Annotated in this window: 26 protein-coding genes; all 26 read left to right on the forward strand. The window is 41.5% G+C overall.

Annotated features, from left to right (window positions below; genetic code table 11):
* Complete coding sequence (locus Q1A54_RS02115) at positions 1-318, forward strand: DUF3467 domain-containing protein (RefSeq protein WP_076420884.1); 318 nt, start codon at positions 1-3, stop codon at positions 316-318.
* A 105-nt stretch (positions 319-423) separates the two neighbouring features.
* Entirely contained in the window at positions 424-840 is a 417-nt protein-coding gene (rpsL, locus tag Q1A54_RS02120; RefSeq protein WP_007654317.1) for a 30S ribosomal protein S12, read from the forward strand.
* 19 nt (positions 841-859) lie between these two features.
* Positions 860-1,327 (forward strand): 30S ribosomal protein S7, encoded by a 468-nt coding sequence (gene rpsG, locus Q1A54_RS02125; RefSeq protein WP_007654316.1) that lies wholly within the window; start codon positions 860-862, stop codon positions 1,325-1,327.
* Between the two features lie 3 nt (positions 1,328-1,330).
* The gene (gene fusA / locus Q1A54_RS02130; protein ID WP_196119979.1) at positions 1,331-3,433 is read left to right on the forward strand and encodes an elongation factor G; all 2,103 of its coding nucleotides are present in this window, start codon (positions 1,331-1,333) and stop codon (positions 3,431-3,433) included.
* A 12-nt stretch (positions 3,434-3,445) separates the two neighbouring features.
* Positions 3,446-3,751 (forward strand): 30S ribosomal protein S10, encoded by a 306-nt coding sequence (gene rpsJ, locus Q1A54_RS02135; RefSeq protein WP_007654312.1) that lies wholly within the window; start codon positions 3,446-3,448, stop codon positions 3,749-3,751.
* A gap of 175 nt (positions 3,752-3,926) precedes the next feature.
* Entirely contained in the window at positions 3,927-4,544 is a 618-nt protein-coding gene (rplC, locus tag Q1A54_RS02140) for a 50S ribosomal protein L3 (protein WP_007654310.1), read from the forward strand.
* Positions 4,545-4,546: 2 nt separating this feature from the next.
* Positions 4,547-5,173 (forward strand): 50S ribosomal protein L4, encoded by a 627-nt coding sequence (gene rplD, locus Q1A54_RS02145; RefSeq protein WP_196119974.1) that lies wholly within the window; start codon positions 4,547-4,549, stop codon positions 5,171-5,173.
* Position 5,174: 1 nt separating this feature from the next.
* A complete protein-coding gene (gene rplW / locus Q1A54_RS02150) occupies positions 5,175-5,462 on the forward strand; it encodes a 50S ribosomal protein L23 (RefSeq protein ID WP_040573765.1) in 288 nt (95 codons plus the stop codon).
* A 10-nt stretch (positions 5,463-5,472) separates the two neighbouring features.
* On the forward strand, positions 5,473-6,297 hold the full coding sequence (gene rplB, locus Q1A54_RS02155) for a 50S ribosomal protein L2 (RefSeq protein WP_007654299.1): 825 nt from the start codon (positions 5,473-5,475) through the stop codon (positions 6,295-6,297).
* Between the two features lie 3 nt (positions 6,298-6,300).
* A complete protein-coding gene (rpsS, locus tag Q1A54_RS02160; RefSeq protein ID WP_076420878.1) occupies positions 6,301-6,579 on the forward strand; it encodes a 30S ribosomal protein S19 in 279 nt (92 codons plus the stop codon).
* Between the two features lies 1 nt (position 6,580).
* Positions 6,581-6,976 (forward strand): 50S ribosomal protein L22, encoded by a 396-nt coding sequence (gene rplV / locus Q1A54_RS02165; RefSeq protein WP_040573772.1) that lies wholly within the window; start codon positions 6,581-6,583, stop codon positions 6,974-6,976.
* A gap of 4 nt (positions 6,977-6,980) precedes the next feature.
* Positions 6,981-7,733 carry a 30S ribosomal protein S3 gene (gene rpsC / locus Q1A54_RS02170; protein WP_007654291.1) on the forward strand — a complete coding sequence of 251 codons (753 nt, stop codon included), beginning with the start codon at positions 6,981-6,983 and terminating at the stop codon, positions 7,731-7,733.
* Positions 7,734-7,763: 30 nt separating this feature from the next.
* Positions 7,764-8,186: a 50S ribosomal protein L16 gene (gene rplP, locus Q1A54_RS02175; RefSeq protein ID WP_007654290.1), complete on the forward strand. Its 423-nt coding sequence runs from the start codon at positions 7,764-7,766 to the stop codon at positions 8,184-8,186.
* A gap of 3 nt (positions 8,187-8,189) precedes the next feature.
* Positions 8,190-8,390: a 50S ribosomal protein L29 gene (gene rpmC / locus Q1A54_RS02180; RefSeq protein WP_007654289.1), complete on the forward strand. Its 201-nt coding sequence runs from the start codon at positions 8,190-8,192 to the stop codon at positions 8,388-8,390.
* Between the two features lie 15 nt (positions 8,391-8,405).
* The gene (rpsQ, locus tag Q1A54_RS02185) at positions 8,406-8,663 is read left to right on the forward strand and encodes a 30S ribosomal protein S17 (protein WP_196119972.1); all 258 of its coding nucleotides are present in this window, start codon (positions 8,406-8,408) and stop codon (positions 8,661-8,663) included.
* A 1-nt stretch (position 8,664) separates the two neighbouring features.
* The gene (gene rplN / locus Q1A54_RS02190; protein WP_076420876.1) at positions 8,665-9,033 is read left to right on the forward strand and encodes a 50S ribosomal protein L14; all 369 of its coding nucleotides are present in this window, start codon (positions 8,665-8,667) and stop codon (positions 9,031-9,033) included.
* A 20-nt stretch (positions 9,034-9,053) separates the two neighbouring features.
* Entirely contained in the window at positions 9,054-9,377 is a 324-nt protein-coding gene (gene rplX / locus Q1A54_RS02195; RefSeq protein ID WP_007654285.1) for a 50S ribosomal protein L24, read from the forward strand.
* 1 nt (position 9,378) lies between these two features.
* Entirely contained in the window at positions 9,379-9,933 is a 555-nt protein-coding gene (rplE, locus tag Q1A54_RS02200; RefSeq protein WP_196119970.1) for a 50S ribosomal protein L5, read from the forward strand.
* Between the two features lie 5 nt (positions 9,934-9,938).
* Complete coding sequence (rpsN, locus tag Q1A54_RS02205; RefSeq protein WP_007654283.1) at positions 9,939-10,208, forward strand: 30S ribosomal protein S14; 270 nt, start codon at positions 9,939-9,941, stop codon at positions 10,206-10,208.
* 89 nt (positions 10,209-10,297) lie between these two features.
* Positions 10,298-10,696 (forward strand): 30S ribosomal protein S8, encoded by a 399-nt coding sequence (rpsH, locus tag Q1A54_RS02210; protein ID WP_007654282.1) that lies wholly within the window; start codon positions 10,298-10,300, stop codon positions 10,694-10,696.
* A gap of 14 nt (positions 10,697-10,710) precedes the next feature.
* Positions 10,711-11,265: a 50S ribosomal protein L6 gene (gene rplF, locus Q1A54_RS02215; RefSeq protein WP_196119968.1), complete on the forward strand. Its 555-nt coding sequence runs from the start codon at positions 10,711-10,713 to the stop codon at positions 11,263-11,265.
* An 8-nt stretch (positions 11,266-11,273) separates the two neighbouring features.
* On the forward strand, positions 11,274-11,624 hold the full coding sequence (rplR, locus tag Q1A54_RS02220; protein WP_299984729.1) for a 50S ribosomal protein L18: 351 nt from the start codon (positions 11,274-11,276) through the stop codon (positions 11,622-11,624).
* Between the two features lie 5 nt (positions 11,625-11,629).
* Complete coding sequence (gene rpsE, locus Q1A54_RS02225) at positions 11,630-12,148, forward strand: 30S ribosomal protein S5 (protein WP_040573757.1); 519 nt, start codon at positions 11,630-11,632, stop codon at positions 12,146-12,148.
* A gap of 5 nt (positions 12,149-12,153) precedes the next feature.
* Positions 12,154-12,333 (forward strand): 50S ribosomal protein L30, encoded by a 180-nt coding sequence (rpmD, locus tag Q1A54_RS02230; RefSeq protein WP_007654273.1) that lies wholly within the window; start codon positions 12,154-12,156, stop codon positions 12,331-12,333.
* 1 nt (position 12,334) lies between these two features.
* A complete protein-coding gene (gene rplO, locus Q1A54_RS02235) occupies positions 12,335-12,781 on the forward strand; it encodes a 50S ribosomal protein L15 (RefSeq protein ID WP_007654272.1) in 447 nt (148 codons plus the stop codon).
* A gap of 5 nt (positions 12,782-12,786) precedes the next feature.
* The gene (gene secY, locus Q1A54_RS02240; protein WP_299984732.1) at positions 12,787-14,103 is read left to right on the forward strand and encodes a preprotein translocase subunit SecY; all 1,317 of its coding nucleotides are present in this window, start codon (positions 12,787-12,789) and stop codon (positions 14,101-14,103) included.
* Positions 14,104-14,105: the final 2 nt, after the last annotated feature.

Genomic DNA, 14,105 nt, shown 5'->3' on the forward strand with positions numbered 1-14,105 from the left:
ATGGCAGAGGAACTGAAAAATCAAAATCAAATAAACATTGAGTTATCTGAAGAGATAGCAGAGGGGGAATATGCCAATCTGGCAATGATAGCCCATTCGAGTGGCGAGTTTGTGATTGATTTTATAAGACTGATGCCAGGATTACCTAAAGCAAAAGTGAAATCAAGAATAGTTATCACGCCAGAGCATGCCAAGAGATTATTGGCGGCTCTGGCCGATAACATTCAAAAATTTGAAAGCAGCTTTGGGGAAATTAAACCGGCAAATGAAGCACCATCTTTCCCAATGAACTTTGGAGGAACAGTAGGCGAAGCCTAAGGTGCTAATAATTAATGAATTAAAATTTTGAATTTGCAAAATGGTTTTCCTACCTTTGCAGACCAAATTTTAGAGTGAAAAATATCTATAATTAACAAATTATAAATGCCTACTATACAGCAATTAGTAAGAAAGGGAAGAGAGAAGTTAACTTCAAAGTCGAAGTCTCCAGCCCTAGATTCATGCCCACAACGTCGTGGTGTATGTACAAGAGTGTATACAACCACTCCTAAGAAGCCAAACTCAGCTATGCGTAAAGTAGCTAGGGTTAGACTTACGAACGGTAAGGAAGTGAACGCTTATATCCCAGGTGAAGGTCACAACCTTCAGGAGCACTCTATTGTGCTTATCAGAGGTGGTAGAGTGAAAGACCTTCCAGGTGTTCGTTATCACATCGTACGCGGTGCACTGGATACAGCCGGAGTTAACGGCCGTTTGCAGTCACGTTCGAAGTACGGTGCTAAGAGACCTAAGCCAGGCCAGCCAGCCGCTGCTGCAGGTAAAGGTGGTAAGAAAAAATAATTGATAGAATTATATTACAATGAGAAAAGCAAAGCCTAAAAGTAGAGTTCTCCTTCCTGATCCAAAATTCAAAGAGACCTTAGTAACACGTTTCGTAAACTATCTGATGGAAGATGGTAAGAAAAGTATTGCTTATGGTATCTTCTATGATGCTGTAGAATTAGTAGAGCAAAGAACGAAAGAGAACGGCCTTGAGACTTGGAAGAAAGCATTGAACAATGTTATGCCAAGCGTAGAGGTAAAAAGCCGCCGCGTAGGTGGTGCTACTTTCCAAGTGCCGACTGAGGTTCGTCCGGACCGCAGAGTATCTCTTGGTATCAAGTGGATGATTTCTTACGCTCGTAAGAGAGGTGAGAAAACAATGAAAGACAAATTAGCTGGTGAGATTATCGCAGCTGCAAAAGGTGAAGGTGCTGCCGTGAAGAAGAAAGACGACACGCACAGAATGGCCGAGGCAAACAAAGCATTCTCACACTTTAGATTTTAATTAATGGCAAGGGACTTAAAATACACACGTAATATTGGTATTGCCGCTCACATCGATGCGGGTAAGACCACGACAACAGAGCGTATACTTTACTATACAGGTAAATCTCACAAACTAGGTGAGGTTCACGAAGGTGGAGCTACTACTGACTGGATGGAACAAGAGCAGGAGCGTGGTATTACTATTACCTCTGCCGCTGTAACAGTAAACTGGCCATACAGAGGTAACGATTATCATATCAACATCATCGATACTCCGGGTCACGTTGACTTTACAGTAGAAGTAAACCGTTCACTTCGCGTACTGGATGGTCTAGTGTTCCTTTTCAGTGCTGTTGATGGTGTAGAGCCTCAGTCAGAAACTAACTGGAGACTTGCCGACAACTATAAAGTAGCACGTATCGGTTTCGTTAATAAGATGGACCGTTCTGGTGCTGACTTCCTTAACGTTTGCCGTCAGGTGAAAGAAATGTTGGGCAGCAATGCTGTAGCACTTCAGTTGCCAATCGGTTCTGAAGACAACTTCAAAGGAGTTGTTGACCTGGTAAACTTCAGAGGTATTGTTTGGAACGAAAGCGATAAAGGTATGACCTTTACTGAAGTTCCTATTCCAGACGATATGATGGAAGAAGCAGAAGAATATAGAGAGAAACTTCTGGAGGCGGTAGCTGAGTATGATGAGTCTTTGATGGAGAAATACTTCGAAGATCCAAACTCAATTACTGAAGCTGAAATTCTGGCTGCTCTTCGTGCTGCTACAATCGACATGGCTATTGTGCCTATGTTGTGTGGTTCTTCTTTCAAGAACAAAGGTGTACAGACAATGCTAGACTATGTGATGGCTTTGCTTCCATCACCAGTAGACAAAGAAAGCATTATCGGCACTAACCCTGACACGGGTGCAGAAGTGGCGAGAAAGCCATCTGAGTCTGATCCTTTCGCAGGACTTGCCTTCAAAATTGCAACGGACCCTTACGTAGGCCGTCTATGCTTCGTACGTGCCTATTCAGGTGTACTTGATTCAGGTTCGTATGTATATAACTCGCGTTCAGGAAATAAGGAGCGTATCTCCCGTATTTTCCAAATGCATGCTAACAAGCAGATCCAGATTGATAAACTGCAAGCTGGTGATATTGCTGCGGTAGTAGGTTTCAAGGATATCAAAACAGGTGATACTCTTTGCGCTCAGGAATCTAAGATTGTTCTTGAGTCAATGGAATTCCCTGAGCCAGTAATTGGCTATGCGATTGAGCCAAAAACACAGGCTGACTCTGATAAAATGGGTATGGCAATTGCCAAACTTGTTGAGGAAGATCCAACCCTTCAGGTAAATACTGACGAGGAAACTGGTCAGACGATCCTTAGAGGTATGGGTGAGCTTCACCTGGAGATCATCATCGACCGTATGAAGCGCGAATTCAAGGTTGAACTGAACCAGGGTGCTCCACAAGTAGCTTACAAAGAAACTATCACGAAAGCAGTTGAGCACAGAGAAGTGTTCAAGAAGCAGTCAGGTGGTCGTGGTAAGTTTGCCGACATCGTGTTCACAATGGGACCACGTGAAGATGGCAAGCAAGGACTGGAGTTCGAAAACGCAATTGTGGGTGGTGTAATTCCGAGAGAATTCATCCCGGCAATTCAGAAAGGTTTTGAAGAAGCAATGAAGAATGGTATTCTGGCTGGCTTCCCGATCGACTCTATGAAAGTTCGTCTATTCCACGGTTCATTCCACGACGTTGACTCTGACTCACTTTCTTTTGAACTGGCTGCACGTCAGGGCTTCAAAGAAGCAGGTAAGCAGTGTGCTCCGAAACTACTTGAGCCAATCATGGCAGTTGATGTAGTTACTCCGGATGAGTACACAGGTCCTGTAACTGGAGACTTGAACAGAAGAAGAGGTATCATGAAAGGTATGGATACGAAAGGAACATCTACAGTAGTGAAAGCAGACGTTCCGCTTTCAGAACTGTTTGGTTACGTAACTGACCTTCGTACCATTACTTCAGGTAGAGCAACTGCTTCTCTTACTTTCTCTCATTACGAGCAAGTACCACAAAACCTGGCCGATGGCATCATTGCTAAATTAAAAGGAACTGCAGCTAAATAGTAGTAAAAGATAATGAATCAGAAAATTAGAATTAAGCTTAAGTCTTACGACCATAACCTGGTAGATAAATCTTCTGAGAAGATTGTAAAAGCTGTAAAGGCTACTGGAGCTATCGTAAGCGGTCCTATTCCTCTTCCTACAGAGAAGGATAAATTCACAGTTCTTCGTTCACCACACGTGAACAAGAAATCAAGAGAGCAGTTTCAGCTTTGCACTTACAAGCGTCTAGTTGATATCTACTCTACAAGCTCTAAAACAGTAGACGCCCTGATGAAGTTAGAACTTCCTAGCGGTGTGGATGTTGAGATCAAAGTTTGATAAGAACAGATCGATTATTAAAAAGAGAACCTTCGGGTTCTCTTTTTTTATGCGCTGATTAATAATATTTTAGACAAAAGTTGCTAAAGCATTTTAAATTTTATTAACTTTGCACTCCCTTAGCGAGAGCTGTGGGATAAAATCATTATATCCATCTTTTAAAAAAACAAGTTGAATGCCTGGAATTATCGGTAAAAAAATCGGAATGACAAGCCTCTTCACTACAGATGGTAAATACACGCCAGTTACGCTTATTCAAGCAGGACCATGTGTAGTTACTCAAGTGAAGACGGTTGAGACTGATGGCTACGCAGCGGTGCAGCTTGGCTACGGCGACAAAAAGCTTAAAAGAGTAACGAAAGCAGAAGCTGGACATTACAAAAAAGCTAATACGACAGCCAAGAAAAAAGTTGCTGAATTCGATGTAGAAGGAATATCTCTGAATCTTGGTGATACAGTAGATGTGAATCTGTTCGAAGAAGGAGAGTATGTTGACGTAGTGGGTACATCAAAAGGTAAAGGTTTTCAGGGCGTAGTTAAGCGTCACAACTTTGCCGGTGTAGGTGGCCAGACACACGGTCAGCACAACAGAGCAAGACACCCTGGTTCAATTGGTGCGTGCTCTTGGCCATCAAGAGTATTCAAAGGTATGCGCATGGCCGGTCGTATGGGCGGTAACCGAGTTAAGATACAGAACTTAACAGTGGTTCGTGTAATCGCAGACAAAAATCTGTTAGTAGTTAGTGGCTCTGTTCCAGGTGCCAAGAATTCTTACGTGTTAATTGAGAAATAAAAATGGAGCTTTCTGTATTGAATATTAAAGGTGAGGATACAGGTAGAAAGGTAACACTTTCTGATGCTGTGTTTGGTGCTACACCGAACGAGCATGCAATGTATCTTGACGTAAAGCAGTACCTGGCTAATCAGAGACAAGGTACGCACAAGTCCAAAGAAAGAAACGAAGTAGCTGGATCTACTAAGAAGATCAAAAAGCAAAAAGGTACTGGTGGAGCTCGTGCAGGTAGCTTGAAAGCTCCTCTTTTTGTAGGTGGTGGTAGAGTATTCGGACCAAGACCAAGAAACTACAGCTTTAAGCTTAACAAAAAGCTTAAGGAAGTTGCTCGTGCTTCTGCTCTTTCATTGCTAGTGAAAGACAATAAAGTTTCTTTAGTTGAGTCTTTTACATTTGAAGCTCCGAAGACGAAAGAATTCAAAAGCATGCTGAGCAACCTGAAGGTAGAAGGTAAAACTTTACTAGTGCTGCCAGCAGTTGATAAGAATGTTGTTCTTTCCGGCCGCAACCTGAACAAGGTGAAGATTTCTACAGCTAGCGATTTGAATACATACGACCTGTTGAATACAGACCGTGTATTGCTGGTTGAAGATTCAGTTAACATTATTGAAAACCTCCTAAGCGCATAATATTATGATCCTGAAAAAACCGCTTCTGACGGAAAAATTCGCTGCCATGAACGAGGTTGGAAAGTATGCTTTCGAGGTGAACATCAAAGCCAACAAAGTAGAAATCAAAAAGGCAGTTGAGAAGCTTTACGGAGTTACTGTAGAAAAGGTAGCTACCATGAAGACGCAAGGCAAAGTAAAGAGCAAGTATACTAAGTCTGGCGCTGTAACTGGCCGTACATCTTCTAAGAAAAAAGCAATCGTTACCCTGAAAGAGGGTGAAGTAATCGACTTTTACAGCAGCATTTAATTAAATAACAATGGCTTTAAAGAAGTTAAGACCAACAACACCAGGTCAAAGATTCCGTGTAGCGCCAGCGTTCGATGAGATCACGACGGCTACTCCAGAGAAATCTTTGTTGGCACCTAGTAAAAAATCTGGTGGACGCAACAACTCAGGTAAAATGACTATGCGCTATATGGGCGGTGGTCATAAGCAGAAGTACAGAGTGATTGACTTTAAGCGTACGAAGCACGGTGTGCCAGCTACGGTTAAAACAATTGAGTACGATCCAAACAGAACCGCTCGTATTGCCCTGCTTTATTATGCAGACGGTGAGAAAAGCTATATCATTGCTCCATCTGGAATCCAGGTGGGAACTGAGATAGTTTCAGGACCAGGTAATGCACCAGAAGTAGGTAACTGTCTTCCTTTATCTGACATTCCTCTAGGTACTATCATTCACAACATCGAATTGCAGCCTGGCCAAGGTGCAACACTTGCCAGAAGCGCAGGTTCTTATGCACAGCTGGTTGCAAGAGAAGGTCGCTATGCAACTATCAAGTTGCCATCTGGTGAACTTCGCATGGTGCTTGTAAATTGCTACGCAACTGTAGGAACAGTTTCTAACTCTGATCATATGAATGTTAAGATCGGTAAGGCCGGTCGTAACAGATGGTTAGGTAAGCGTCCAAGAGTACGTGGTGTTGCTATGAACCCTGTCGATCACCCTATGGGTGGTGGTGAAGGTAAGTCATCTGGCGGTCACCCACGTTCACGCAAAGGCTTGCTGGCTAAAGGTCTTAAGACACGCAGCAAGAAAAAGCATTCTGAGAAACTTATAGTTAATAGAGGAAAGAAATAGTAAATGGCTAGATCATTAAAAAAAGGGCCTTATATTGACTATAGGCTCGAGAAGAAAGTAGACGTGATGAACGAGTCTGGTAAGAAGACTGTTATCAAGACTTGGTCACGCAGATCCATGATTTCTCCGGATTTCGTAGGTCACACATTCGCAGTTCATAACGGAAATAAATTCATTCCTGTTTATGTGACTGAGAACATGGTAGGTCACAAACTTGGAGAGTTTGCCCCAACCAGAAACTTTAGAGGTCATATTGCTAAAAAAGATAAAGGCAAGCGATAAAATGGAAGCAGTAGCAAGACTTAAAAACGTACCTACTTCTCCTCGCAAAATGCGATTAGTAGCAGGTCTGGTACGCGGCAAGAGCGTGAACAAAGCCCTTGGATTATTGAAATTCGAAGCAAACTCAGGTGCTGCAAGAATTGAAAAGCTCCTTTTATCAGCTCTTTCTAACTGGCAGCAGAAGAATGAAGATGCTCGCATAGAAGATGCCAATCTTTATATCAAAGAGATCTTTGTAGATGAAGGTAAGATGCTGAAGCGTCTGCGTCCTGCACCACAGGGTCGTGGTTACAGAATCAGAAAAAGATCTAATCATGTGACTCTTGTAATAGACAGCATGACTGAAGAGCAACTTGAGCAACAGCAATCAAAGAAATCTAAAAAAGCCAATAAGTAAGAACATGGGACAGAAAGTAAATCCGATCGGTTTTCGCCTAGGAGTTATCAAAGGTTGGGATTCTAACTGGTATGGTGGCAAAGATTTCGCTGAGAAACTGGTTGAAGACGAGAAAATCAGAAAGTATATTTTAGCGCGTATTCCTAAAGGTGGTATTTCTAAAATTATCATTGAAAGAACCCTAAAGCGCATCACTATCACTATCAACACTGCCAGACCTGGTGTAGTAATCGGTAAAGGCGGACAGGAAGTAGATAAGATCAAGGAAGAGCTTAAGAAACTTACTAACAAAGATGTTCAGATCAACATTTTTGAAATTAAGCGTCCAGAGCTTGATGCAAAGCTGGTAGGTGAGTCTATCGCTCAGCAGCTGCAGGCCCGTATCTCTTTCCGTCGTGCGATGAAGCAAGCCATTGCTTCTGCGCTGCGTGTTGGTGCTGAAGGTATCAAAGTTCAGGTTTCAGGTCGTCTAGGCGGTGCTGAAATGGCAAGAACTGAGCACTACAAAGAAGGCAGAACTCCTCTGCACACACTTCGTGCTGATATCGATTATGCATTGTCTGAAGCTCAGACTGTATATGGTAAGCTAGGTATTAAAGTATGGATCTTCAAAGGAGAGGTTTACGGTAAAAAAGACCTTACTCCGAATGCTGACATGGATACTAAAGGTGGAGCAGGTGCACAGGGTGGCGATAGAAGAGGCCGTGGTGATCGCAAGAAAACTGACGGAGCTCCTAAGCGTAAGCGTCGCCAATAATTGATTGATAACATTATTAAGTTTTAGAAAATGTTACAGCCGAAAAGGACTAAATATAGAAAAATGCAAAAAGGCCGCGTGAAAGGTCTGGCTCATAGAGGCAGTACTATTTCATTTGGTTCTTTTGCGATCAAATCACTGGAGGCTTCATGGATTACAAGCCGCCAGATTGAAGCTGCTCGTATCGCCATGACAAGAGCAATGAAGCGTGAAGGCCAGGTATGGATTCGCATTTTCCCTGACAAACCAGTTACGAAAAAGCCTGCAGAGGTTCGTATGGGTAAGGGTAAAGGTTCTCCTGAGTATTGGGTAGCCGTAGTTAAGCCAGGTACCATCATGTTTGAATCAGATGGTGTTCCTATGGAAGTGGCAAAAGAGTCACTTAGATTAGCTGCCCAGAAGCTGCCAGTTAAAACAAAGTTTGTAGTACGTAGAGATTACGTTGAGAAATAGTATATGAAAAATTCAGAGATTAAAGCTTTGTCTTTAGAAGAGCTGAAAGAGAAGCTTAATACGGAGCAAACAACCATGCAGAACCTGCGTTTTGCACATGCTATCTCTCCGTTGGAAAATCCGATGAAAATCCGTGAGACGAAAAAAGCAATTGCTCGTCTGAATACTGAAATTCGTCGCCGTGAAATTGAAGCTAACTCTTAATACTTAATAGAAATCATGGAAGAGAGAAATCTTAGAAAAGAAAGAAGTGGTAAGGTTGTTAGCAACAAGATGGACAAGTCTATCACTGTGTTAGTGGAAAGCAGAATGAAGCACCCGATTTACGGTAAATTCGTTAGCAAGTCCACCAAATTTATGGCTCACGACGAAAATAATGAATGCAATATCGGTGATACCGTTCGCATTCAGGAGACACGTCCCCTCAGCAAGAACAAGAACTGGCGTTTAGTAGAAATTATAGAAAGGGCGAAATAAAATGATACAGCAGGAATCAAGATTGAACGTAGCCGACAACAGTGGAGCAAAAGAAGTACTTTGCATCCGTGTTTTAGGAGGTACAGGCAAGAAATACGCTTCTATCGGTGATAGAATCGTTGTAACTGTAAAATCAGCCCTTTCTTCTGGTAACGTTAAAAAGGGAACTGTTTCTAAGGCAGTTATTGTAAGAACAAAGAAAGAGATCAGAAGAAAAGACGGTTCATATATCCGTTTCGATGATAATGCCGCTGTGCTTCTGAACGCTAACAACGAGCCACGTGGTACGCGTATATTCGGACCGGTTGCACGTGAGCTTCGTGAAAAGCAATTCATGAAAATTGTTTCGTTGGCACCTGAAGTTCTTTAATCATTAATTCAGACATCAAGATGAATAAGAAAAAACTTCATGTAAAAACTGGCGATACAGTAAAAGTGATTGCCGGTGATGACCGCGGAAAGACAGGCCGCATTACTGCTGTTAATATTGAGAAGCAAAGAGTAACAGTTGAGGGAATCAATATGGTGACTAAGCATGCAAAGCCTAGCGCTAAGAACCCTCAGGGTGGTATCTCTAAAATGGAAGCTCCTATTCATGCCAGCAACGTAGCTTTGGTAGATCCTAAGTCAGGTGAAACCACTAAAGCTGGCAGAAGAAAAAACAGCGAAGGTAAAACAGAGCGTTATTCTAAAAAATCAGGAGAAGTAATCTAATATGGCAACTGCAAGATTTAAAGAAAAATATCAGAAGGAGGTTATACCTGCCCTGAAGGAGAAGTTCCAGTACAAGAACGTAATGCAGGTGCCTAAGATCACAAAGATCTCTATTAACAAAGGTATCGGTGCTGCAGTAGCTGACAAGAAACTTGTTGACATCGGTGTTGAAGAGCTTACTACCATCACAGGTCAGAAAGCTGTTGCAACTATCGCTAAGAAGTCAGTTTCAAACTTCAAGCTTCGTGAAGGCATGCCAATTGGTGCACGTGTGACACTAAGAGGCGAGCGTATGTACGAATTCATGGACCGTTTGTTAACAATTGCTCTACCACGTGTACGTGACTTCAGAGGTGTTAGTGATAAAGGTTTTGATGGTCGTGGCAACTATACACTTGGTGTAAAAGAGCAGATCATCTTCCCAGAGATCAGCATTGATAAAATTAAAGCCATTAGTGGTATGGATATTACCTTCGTAACGACTGCTCAGACTGATGAGGAGAGCTACGAGTTGCTTAAAGCGTTTGGTATGCCTTTCACTAATATTAAGAAATAAGAAAAATGGCTAAAGAAGCAGTAAAAGCGAGAGAGCTTAAAAGACAGAAGTTAGTAGCAAAGTACGCTGCGAAGCGTGCTGAACTTAAAGCTAAAGGAGATTACGAAGGACTTGATAAGCTTCCTAAGAATTCATCTCCAGTAAGGTTACATAACCGTTGCAAGCTGTCTGGAAGACCACGTGGTTACATGAGAAAATTCGGTATCTCACGTGTAGTGTTCAGAGAACTGGCTGTTATGGGTAAAATTCCTGGTGTAACAAAATCGAGCTGGTAATTTTTTCTTAACATATTAAGAAAGAAGAAAAGATATTCTTATCTTTGCCGCTCGCTTAGAAAAAGCGTTCAAGATTTAAGTGATTCATAATGAACTCAGATCCAATAGCAGATTATTTAACTAGAGTGCGTAATGCCATCAAGGCAAACCACAGAGTAGTTGAAATACCATCTAGCAATATCAAGAAAGAGATTACAAAAGTATTGTACGAAAAAGGATACATTCAAAGCTATAAGTTTGATGATTCCTCTGTACAAGGTACTATTAAGATCGCTCTGAAATACAACCCTACCACTAAGCAATCTGCTATTGTGAAACTTGAGAGGGTAAGTAAGCCAGGGCTTCGTAAGTATACCGGAAATGACAGCTTGCCACGCGTTCTGAACGGATTAGGCATTGCTATTCTGTCAACTTCCAAAGGTGTAATGACTGAAAAAGAAGCCAAATCACTGAATGTAGGTGGTGAGGTATTATGTTACGTTTACTAATAGGAGGATAGACAATGTCACGTATAGGAAAATTGCCAATCACTCTGCCAAACAACGTAGAAATGTCTGTTGCAAAAGACAACGTTGTTACTGTAAAAGGTCCTAAGGGATCCCTAACAACTCCAGTAGATAAAGACATTATTGTAAAGCAGGAAGACAATCAGATTGTGGTTGAGCGTCCTACTGAGCAGAAGCGTCATAAAGCTATGCACGGTCTTTACCGTTCACTGATCAACAACATGGTTGTAGGTGTAAGTGAAGGCTATAAGGAGCAGCTGGAGTTAGTAGGTGTAGGTTACAAAGCAACCGTTCAAGGTAACGTTTTGGAACTTGCTCTTGGATACTCACACAATATCTTCATGACTATGCCTGAAGAAGTTTCTGCTACAGCAGTAACTGAGAAAGGTAAAGCACCAGTTATCACGCTTGAAAGCAATGACAAGCAACTGATCGGTCAAGTAGCTGCTAAAATCAGATCACTCCGTAAAGTAGAGCCTTACAAAGGTAAAGGTATCCGTTTTGTGGGTGAAGTTGTAAGAAGAAAAGCTGGTAAGACAGCGTCTAAATAATCATCATCATGTCTGTTAATAAAGTATCAAGAAGACTTAGAATTAAGAGAAGTATCAGAAACAAGATTTCTGGTACTTCCGCCAGACCAAGATTATCTGTTTTTAGAAGCAACAAAGCTATCTATGCGCAGCTGATCGATGACACTACAGGAAAAACTTTGGTGGCTGCCTCTTCTGTGAAGCTTGATGGTGCAACTAACGCTAATATTTCTGTGTCCAATCAGGTTGGTAAAGAAATAGGAGCAAAAGCTATCGAGATGGGTATTTCACAAGTGGTGTTTGACCGTTCTGGATACCTTTACCATGGTAATGTAAAATCATTGGCTGAAGGCGCTCGCGAAGCAGGCCTTAAATTCTAAGAATTATGTTGAAAAATAATATTCGTAGTGTAAAGGCTAGCGAGATCGAACTGAAAGAAAAAGTTGTTGCGATCAATCGTGTAGCCAAAGTTGTAAAAGGTGGTAGAAGATTTAGCTTCGCTGCTATCGTCGTAGTTGGTGATGGCAATGGTGTAGTTGGATACGGCCTTGGGAAAGCAAATGAGGTAACTGATGCAATTGCGAAAGGTATCGATGATGCGAAGAAGAACTTGGTTAAAGTTCCTCTTTATCATCACACTGTACCGCATGCAATGGAAGGTAAATACTCAGGTGGTTTCGTTCTTGTGAAGCCTGCTGCACCAGGTACAGGTGTAATTGCCGGTGGTGCAATGCGTGCTGTATTAGAAAGTGCTGGTATCAAAGACGTACTTTGCAAGTCTAAAGGTTCTTCTAACCCACATAACGTGGTAAAAGCAACTTTTGATGCGCTGTCAAAAATGCGTGATCCTTTGGCCGTAGCTCAGCAGCGTGGTGTTAATTTGCAGAAAGTATTTAACGGTTAATTGAGATGGCTAAAGTAACAATCACACAGGTTAAAAGCATTATTGACAGACCAAAGAACCAAAAGCTTACAATTCAAGCGTTAGGTCTTGGTAAGATCAATAAATCAGTAACTGTTGAGAAAACACCTCAGATTGCTGGTATGATTAACAAGGTTCACAATTTAGTAGAAGTAAAGGACATTTAATATGTATTTGAATTCATTAAAACCTGCAGAAGGGTCTGTTAAGACTAGAAAGAGAATAGGCAGAGGAACTGGCTCAGGTAGAGGTGGAACTTCTACTAGAGGTCACAAAGGTGCCAAGTCTCGTTCAGGCTACTCTCAGAAGTCAGGCTTTGAAGGTGGTCAGATGCCACTTCAGAGACGTGTACCTAAGTTTGGTTTCAAAAACTTCAACAGAGTAGAGTATAAAGGAATAAATTTAGATGTTCTGGAGTCTTTGGCTGCAGAAACTAATGAAAAAGTTTTTAACTTTGATTTCTTCAAGGCACACGGTTTAGTGTCCAAGAATGACAAAGTTAAGATCTTAGGTAGAGGAGAGATATCTAAAGCTGTAGAAGTACACGCTCATGCTTTTTCTCAGACTGCCATTTCATCCATCGAAAAAGCAGGCGGTAAAACAGTAGCCCTTTAATTTTTATGAAGAAGTTTATAACAACAATTAAGAACATTTTTGCTATTGATGATCTAAGAGTACGAATACTCAATACCTTAGGTTTTATAGCTATTTTTAGATTAGGTTCTTATGTTGTTCTTCCTGGTATAGATCCTAACCAGCTCAAGGCCAACACCGAAGGTATATTTGGCCTTTTGGATACGTTCTTAGGTGGAGCATTTAGCAATGCTTCCATCTTTGCGTTAGGGATCATGCCATACATTTCAGCTTCTATCGTATTACAGCTACTTACTATAGCCGTTCCGTATTTTCAAAAAATGCAGAAGGAGGGTGAGTCTGGTAGAAAGAAAATCAACCAAATCACCCGAGTTCTTACTATTATTATTACGCTTGCTCAAGCAGTAGGCTTTGTTGCGACTATTAATAGTGAAGCAATTGTAATAAATACTACGCTGTTTACCGTAAGCTCCATGATTGTGTTGACATCAGGCACGATCTTTTGTATGTGGCTTGGTGAAAGAATTACAGATAAAGGTATAGGTAATGGTATATCAATGCTGATTATGATTGGCATTATCTCTCGTTTCCCAGGTGCTATTGTTGCTGAAGCCTTATCTAAAGAATTAAATGGTGCATTGCTGTTTATATTTGAGTTAGTGGTTCTCTTCTTTGTAGTAATGTCTGTAGTAATGCTTACTCAGGCAGTAAGAAGAATACCTGTACAATATGCTAAGCAGGTTGGCGGTAGCTCGCTATACAGCGGACAGCGCCAGTTTATTCCTTTGAAAGTAAATGCGGCAGGTGTTATGCCTATCATCTTCGCTCAATCATTAATGTTCCTACCCTCTATGATTGCTTCAATCTGGGCAGATTCAAATGAAACAGCAAGTTATATAGGAGCAACATTCTCTGACTTCACTTCGTGGCAATACAATGTAGTGTTTGGATTGATGATCCTGATATTTACATACTTCTACACAGCGATCACGGTTAATCCAAATCAAATTGCTGATGACTTGAAGCGTAGCGGTGGTTTTGTGCCGGGTGTTAAGCCAGGTCGTTCTACCTCAGAGTATATTGATAATATTCTTACAAAAATCACGCTGCCTGGTGCTATTTATCTAGCGCTTGTTGCAATCTTTCCTGCTATCGCCATGCTATTTGGAGTAACTAGAGAGTTTGCTCAGTTCTATGGTGGCACTTCACTGATTATCATGGTGGGTGTTGTTCTCGACACATTGCAGCAGATTGAAAGTTATTTACTAATGCGTCATTATGATGGCATGATGAAATCTGGTAAGCTTAGAGGCAGAACAGAGAATATTGCCATGGTATCCTAATA

The sequence above is a fragment of the uncultured Pontibacter sp. genome (assembly GCF_947502515.1).
Classification (GTDB): Bacteria; Bacteroidota; Bacteroidia; order Cytophagales; family Hymenobacteraceae; genus Pontibacter.

What these genes read in the sequence shown, in the direction of transcription:
- Q1A54_RS02115 (WP_076420884.1), top strand. Translation starts at nt 1, where the DNA reads ATGGCAGAGGAACTGAAAAATCAAAATCAAATAAACATTGAGTTATCT.
- rpsL (WP_007654317.1), top strand. Translation starts at nt 424, where the DNA reads ATGCCTACTATACAGCAATTAGTAAGAAAGGGAAGAGAGAAGTTAACT.
- rpsG (WP_007654316.1), top strand. Translation starts at nt 860, where the DNA reads ATGAGAAAAGCAAAGCCTAAAAGTAGAGTTCTCCTTCCTGATCCAAAA.
- fusA (WP_196119979.1), top strand. Translation starts at nt 1,331, where the DNA reads ATGGCAAGGGACTTAAAATACACACGTAATATTGGTATTGCCGCTCAC.
- rpsJ (WP_007654312.1), top strand. Translation starts at nt 3,446, where the DNA reads ATGAATCAGAAAATTAGAATTAAGCTTAAGTCTTACGACCATAACCTG.
- rplC (WP_007654310.1), top strand. Translation starts at nt 3,927, where the DNA reads ATGCCTGGAATTATCGGTAAAAAAATCGGAATGACAAGCCTCTTCACT.
- rplD (WP_196119974.1), top strand. Translation starts at nt 4,547, where the DNA reads ATGGAGCTTTCTGTATTGAATATTAAAGGTGAGGATACAGGTAGAAAG.
- rplB (WP_007654299.1), top strand. Translation starts at nt 5,473, where the DNA reads ATGGCTTTAAAGAAGTTAAGACCAACAACACCAGGTCAAAGATTCCGT.
- rpsS (WP_076420878.1), top strand. Translation starts at nt 6,301, where the DNA reads ATGGCTAGATCATTAAAAAAAGGGCCTTATATTGACTATAGGCTCGAG.
- rplV (WP_040573772.1), top strand. Translation starts at nt 6,581, where the DNA reads ATGGAAGCAGTAGCAAGACTTAAAAACGTACCTACTTCTCCTCGCAAA.
- rpsC (WP_007654291.1), top strand. Translation starts at nt 6,981, where the DNA reads ATGGGACAGAAAGTAAATCCGATCGGTTTTCGCCTAGGAGTTATCAAA.
- rplP (WP_007654290.1), top strand. Translation starts at nt 7,764, where the DNA reads ATGTTACAGCCGAAAAGGACTAAATATAGAAAAATGCAAAAAGGCCGC.
- rpmC (WP_007654289.1), top strand. Translation starts at nt 8,190, where the DNA reads ATGAAAAATTCAGAGATTAAAGCTTTGTCTTTAGAAGAGCTGAAAGAG.
- rpsQ (WP_196119972.1), top strand. Translation starts at nt 8,406, where the DNA reads ATGGAAGAGAGAAATCTTAGAAAAGAAAGAAGTGGTAAGGTTGTTAGC.
- rplN (WP_076420876.1), top strand. Translation starts at nt 8,665, where the DNA reads ATGATACAGCAGGAATCAAGATTGAACGTAGCCGACAACAGTGGAGCA.
- rplX (WP_007654285.1), top strand. Translation starts at nt 9,054, where the DNA reads ATGAATAAGAAAAAACTTCATGTAAAAACTGGCGATACAGTAAAAGTG.
- rplE (WP_196119970.1), top strand. Translation starts at nt 9,379, where the DNA reads ATGGCAACTGCAAGATTTAAAGAAAAATATCAGAAGGAGGTTATACCT.
- rpsN (WP_007654283.1), top strand. Translation starts at nt 9,939, where the DNA reads ATGGCTAAAGAAGCAGTAAAAGCGAGAGAGCTTAAAAGACAGAAGTTA.
- rpsH (WP_007654282.1), top strand. Translation starts at nt 10,298, where the DNA reads ATGAACTCAGATCCAATAGCAGATTATTTAACTAGAGTGCGTAATGCC.
- rplF (WP_196119968.1), top strand. Translation starts at nt 10,711, where the DNA reads ATGTCACGTATAGGAAAATTGCCAATCACTCTGCCAAACAACGTAGAA.
- rplR (WP_299984729.1), top strand. Translation starts at nt 11,274, where the DNA reads ATGTCTGTTAATAAAGTATCAAGAAGACTTAGAATTAAGAGAAGTATC.
- rpsE (WP_040573757.1), top strand. Translation starts at nt 11,630, where the DNA reads ATGTTGAAAAATAATATTCGTAGTGTAAAGGCTAGCGAGATCGAACTG.
- rpmD (WP_007654273.1), top strand. Translation starts at nt 12,154, where the DNA reads ATGGCTAAAGTAACAATCACACAGGTTAAAAGCATTATTGACAGACCA.
- rplO (WP_007654272.1), top strand. Translation starts at nt 12,335, where the DNA reads ATGTATTTGAATTCATTAAAACCTGCAGAAGGGTCTGTTAAGACTAGA.
- secY (WP_299984732.1), top strand. Translation starts at nt 12,787, where the DNA reads ATGAAGAAGTTTATAACAACAATTAAGAACATTTTTGCTATTGATGAT.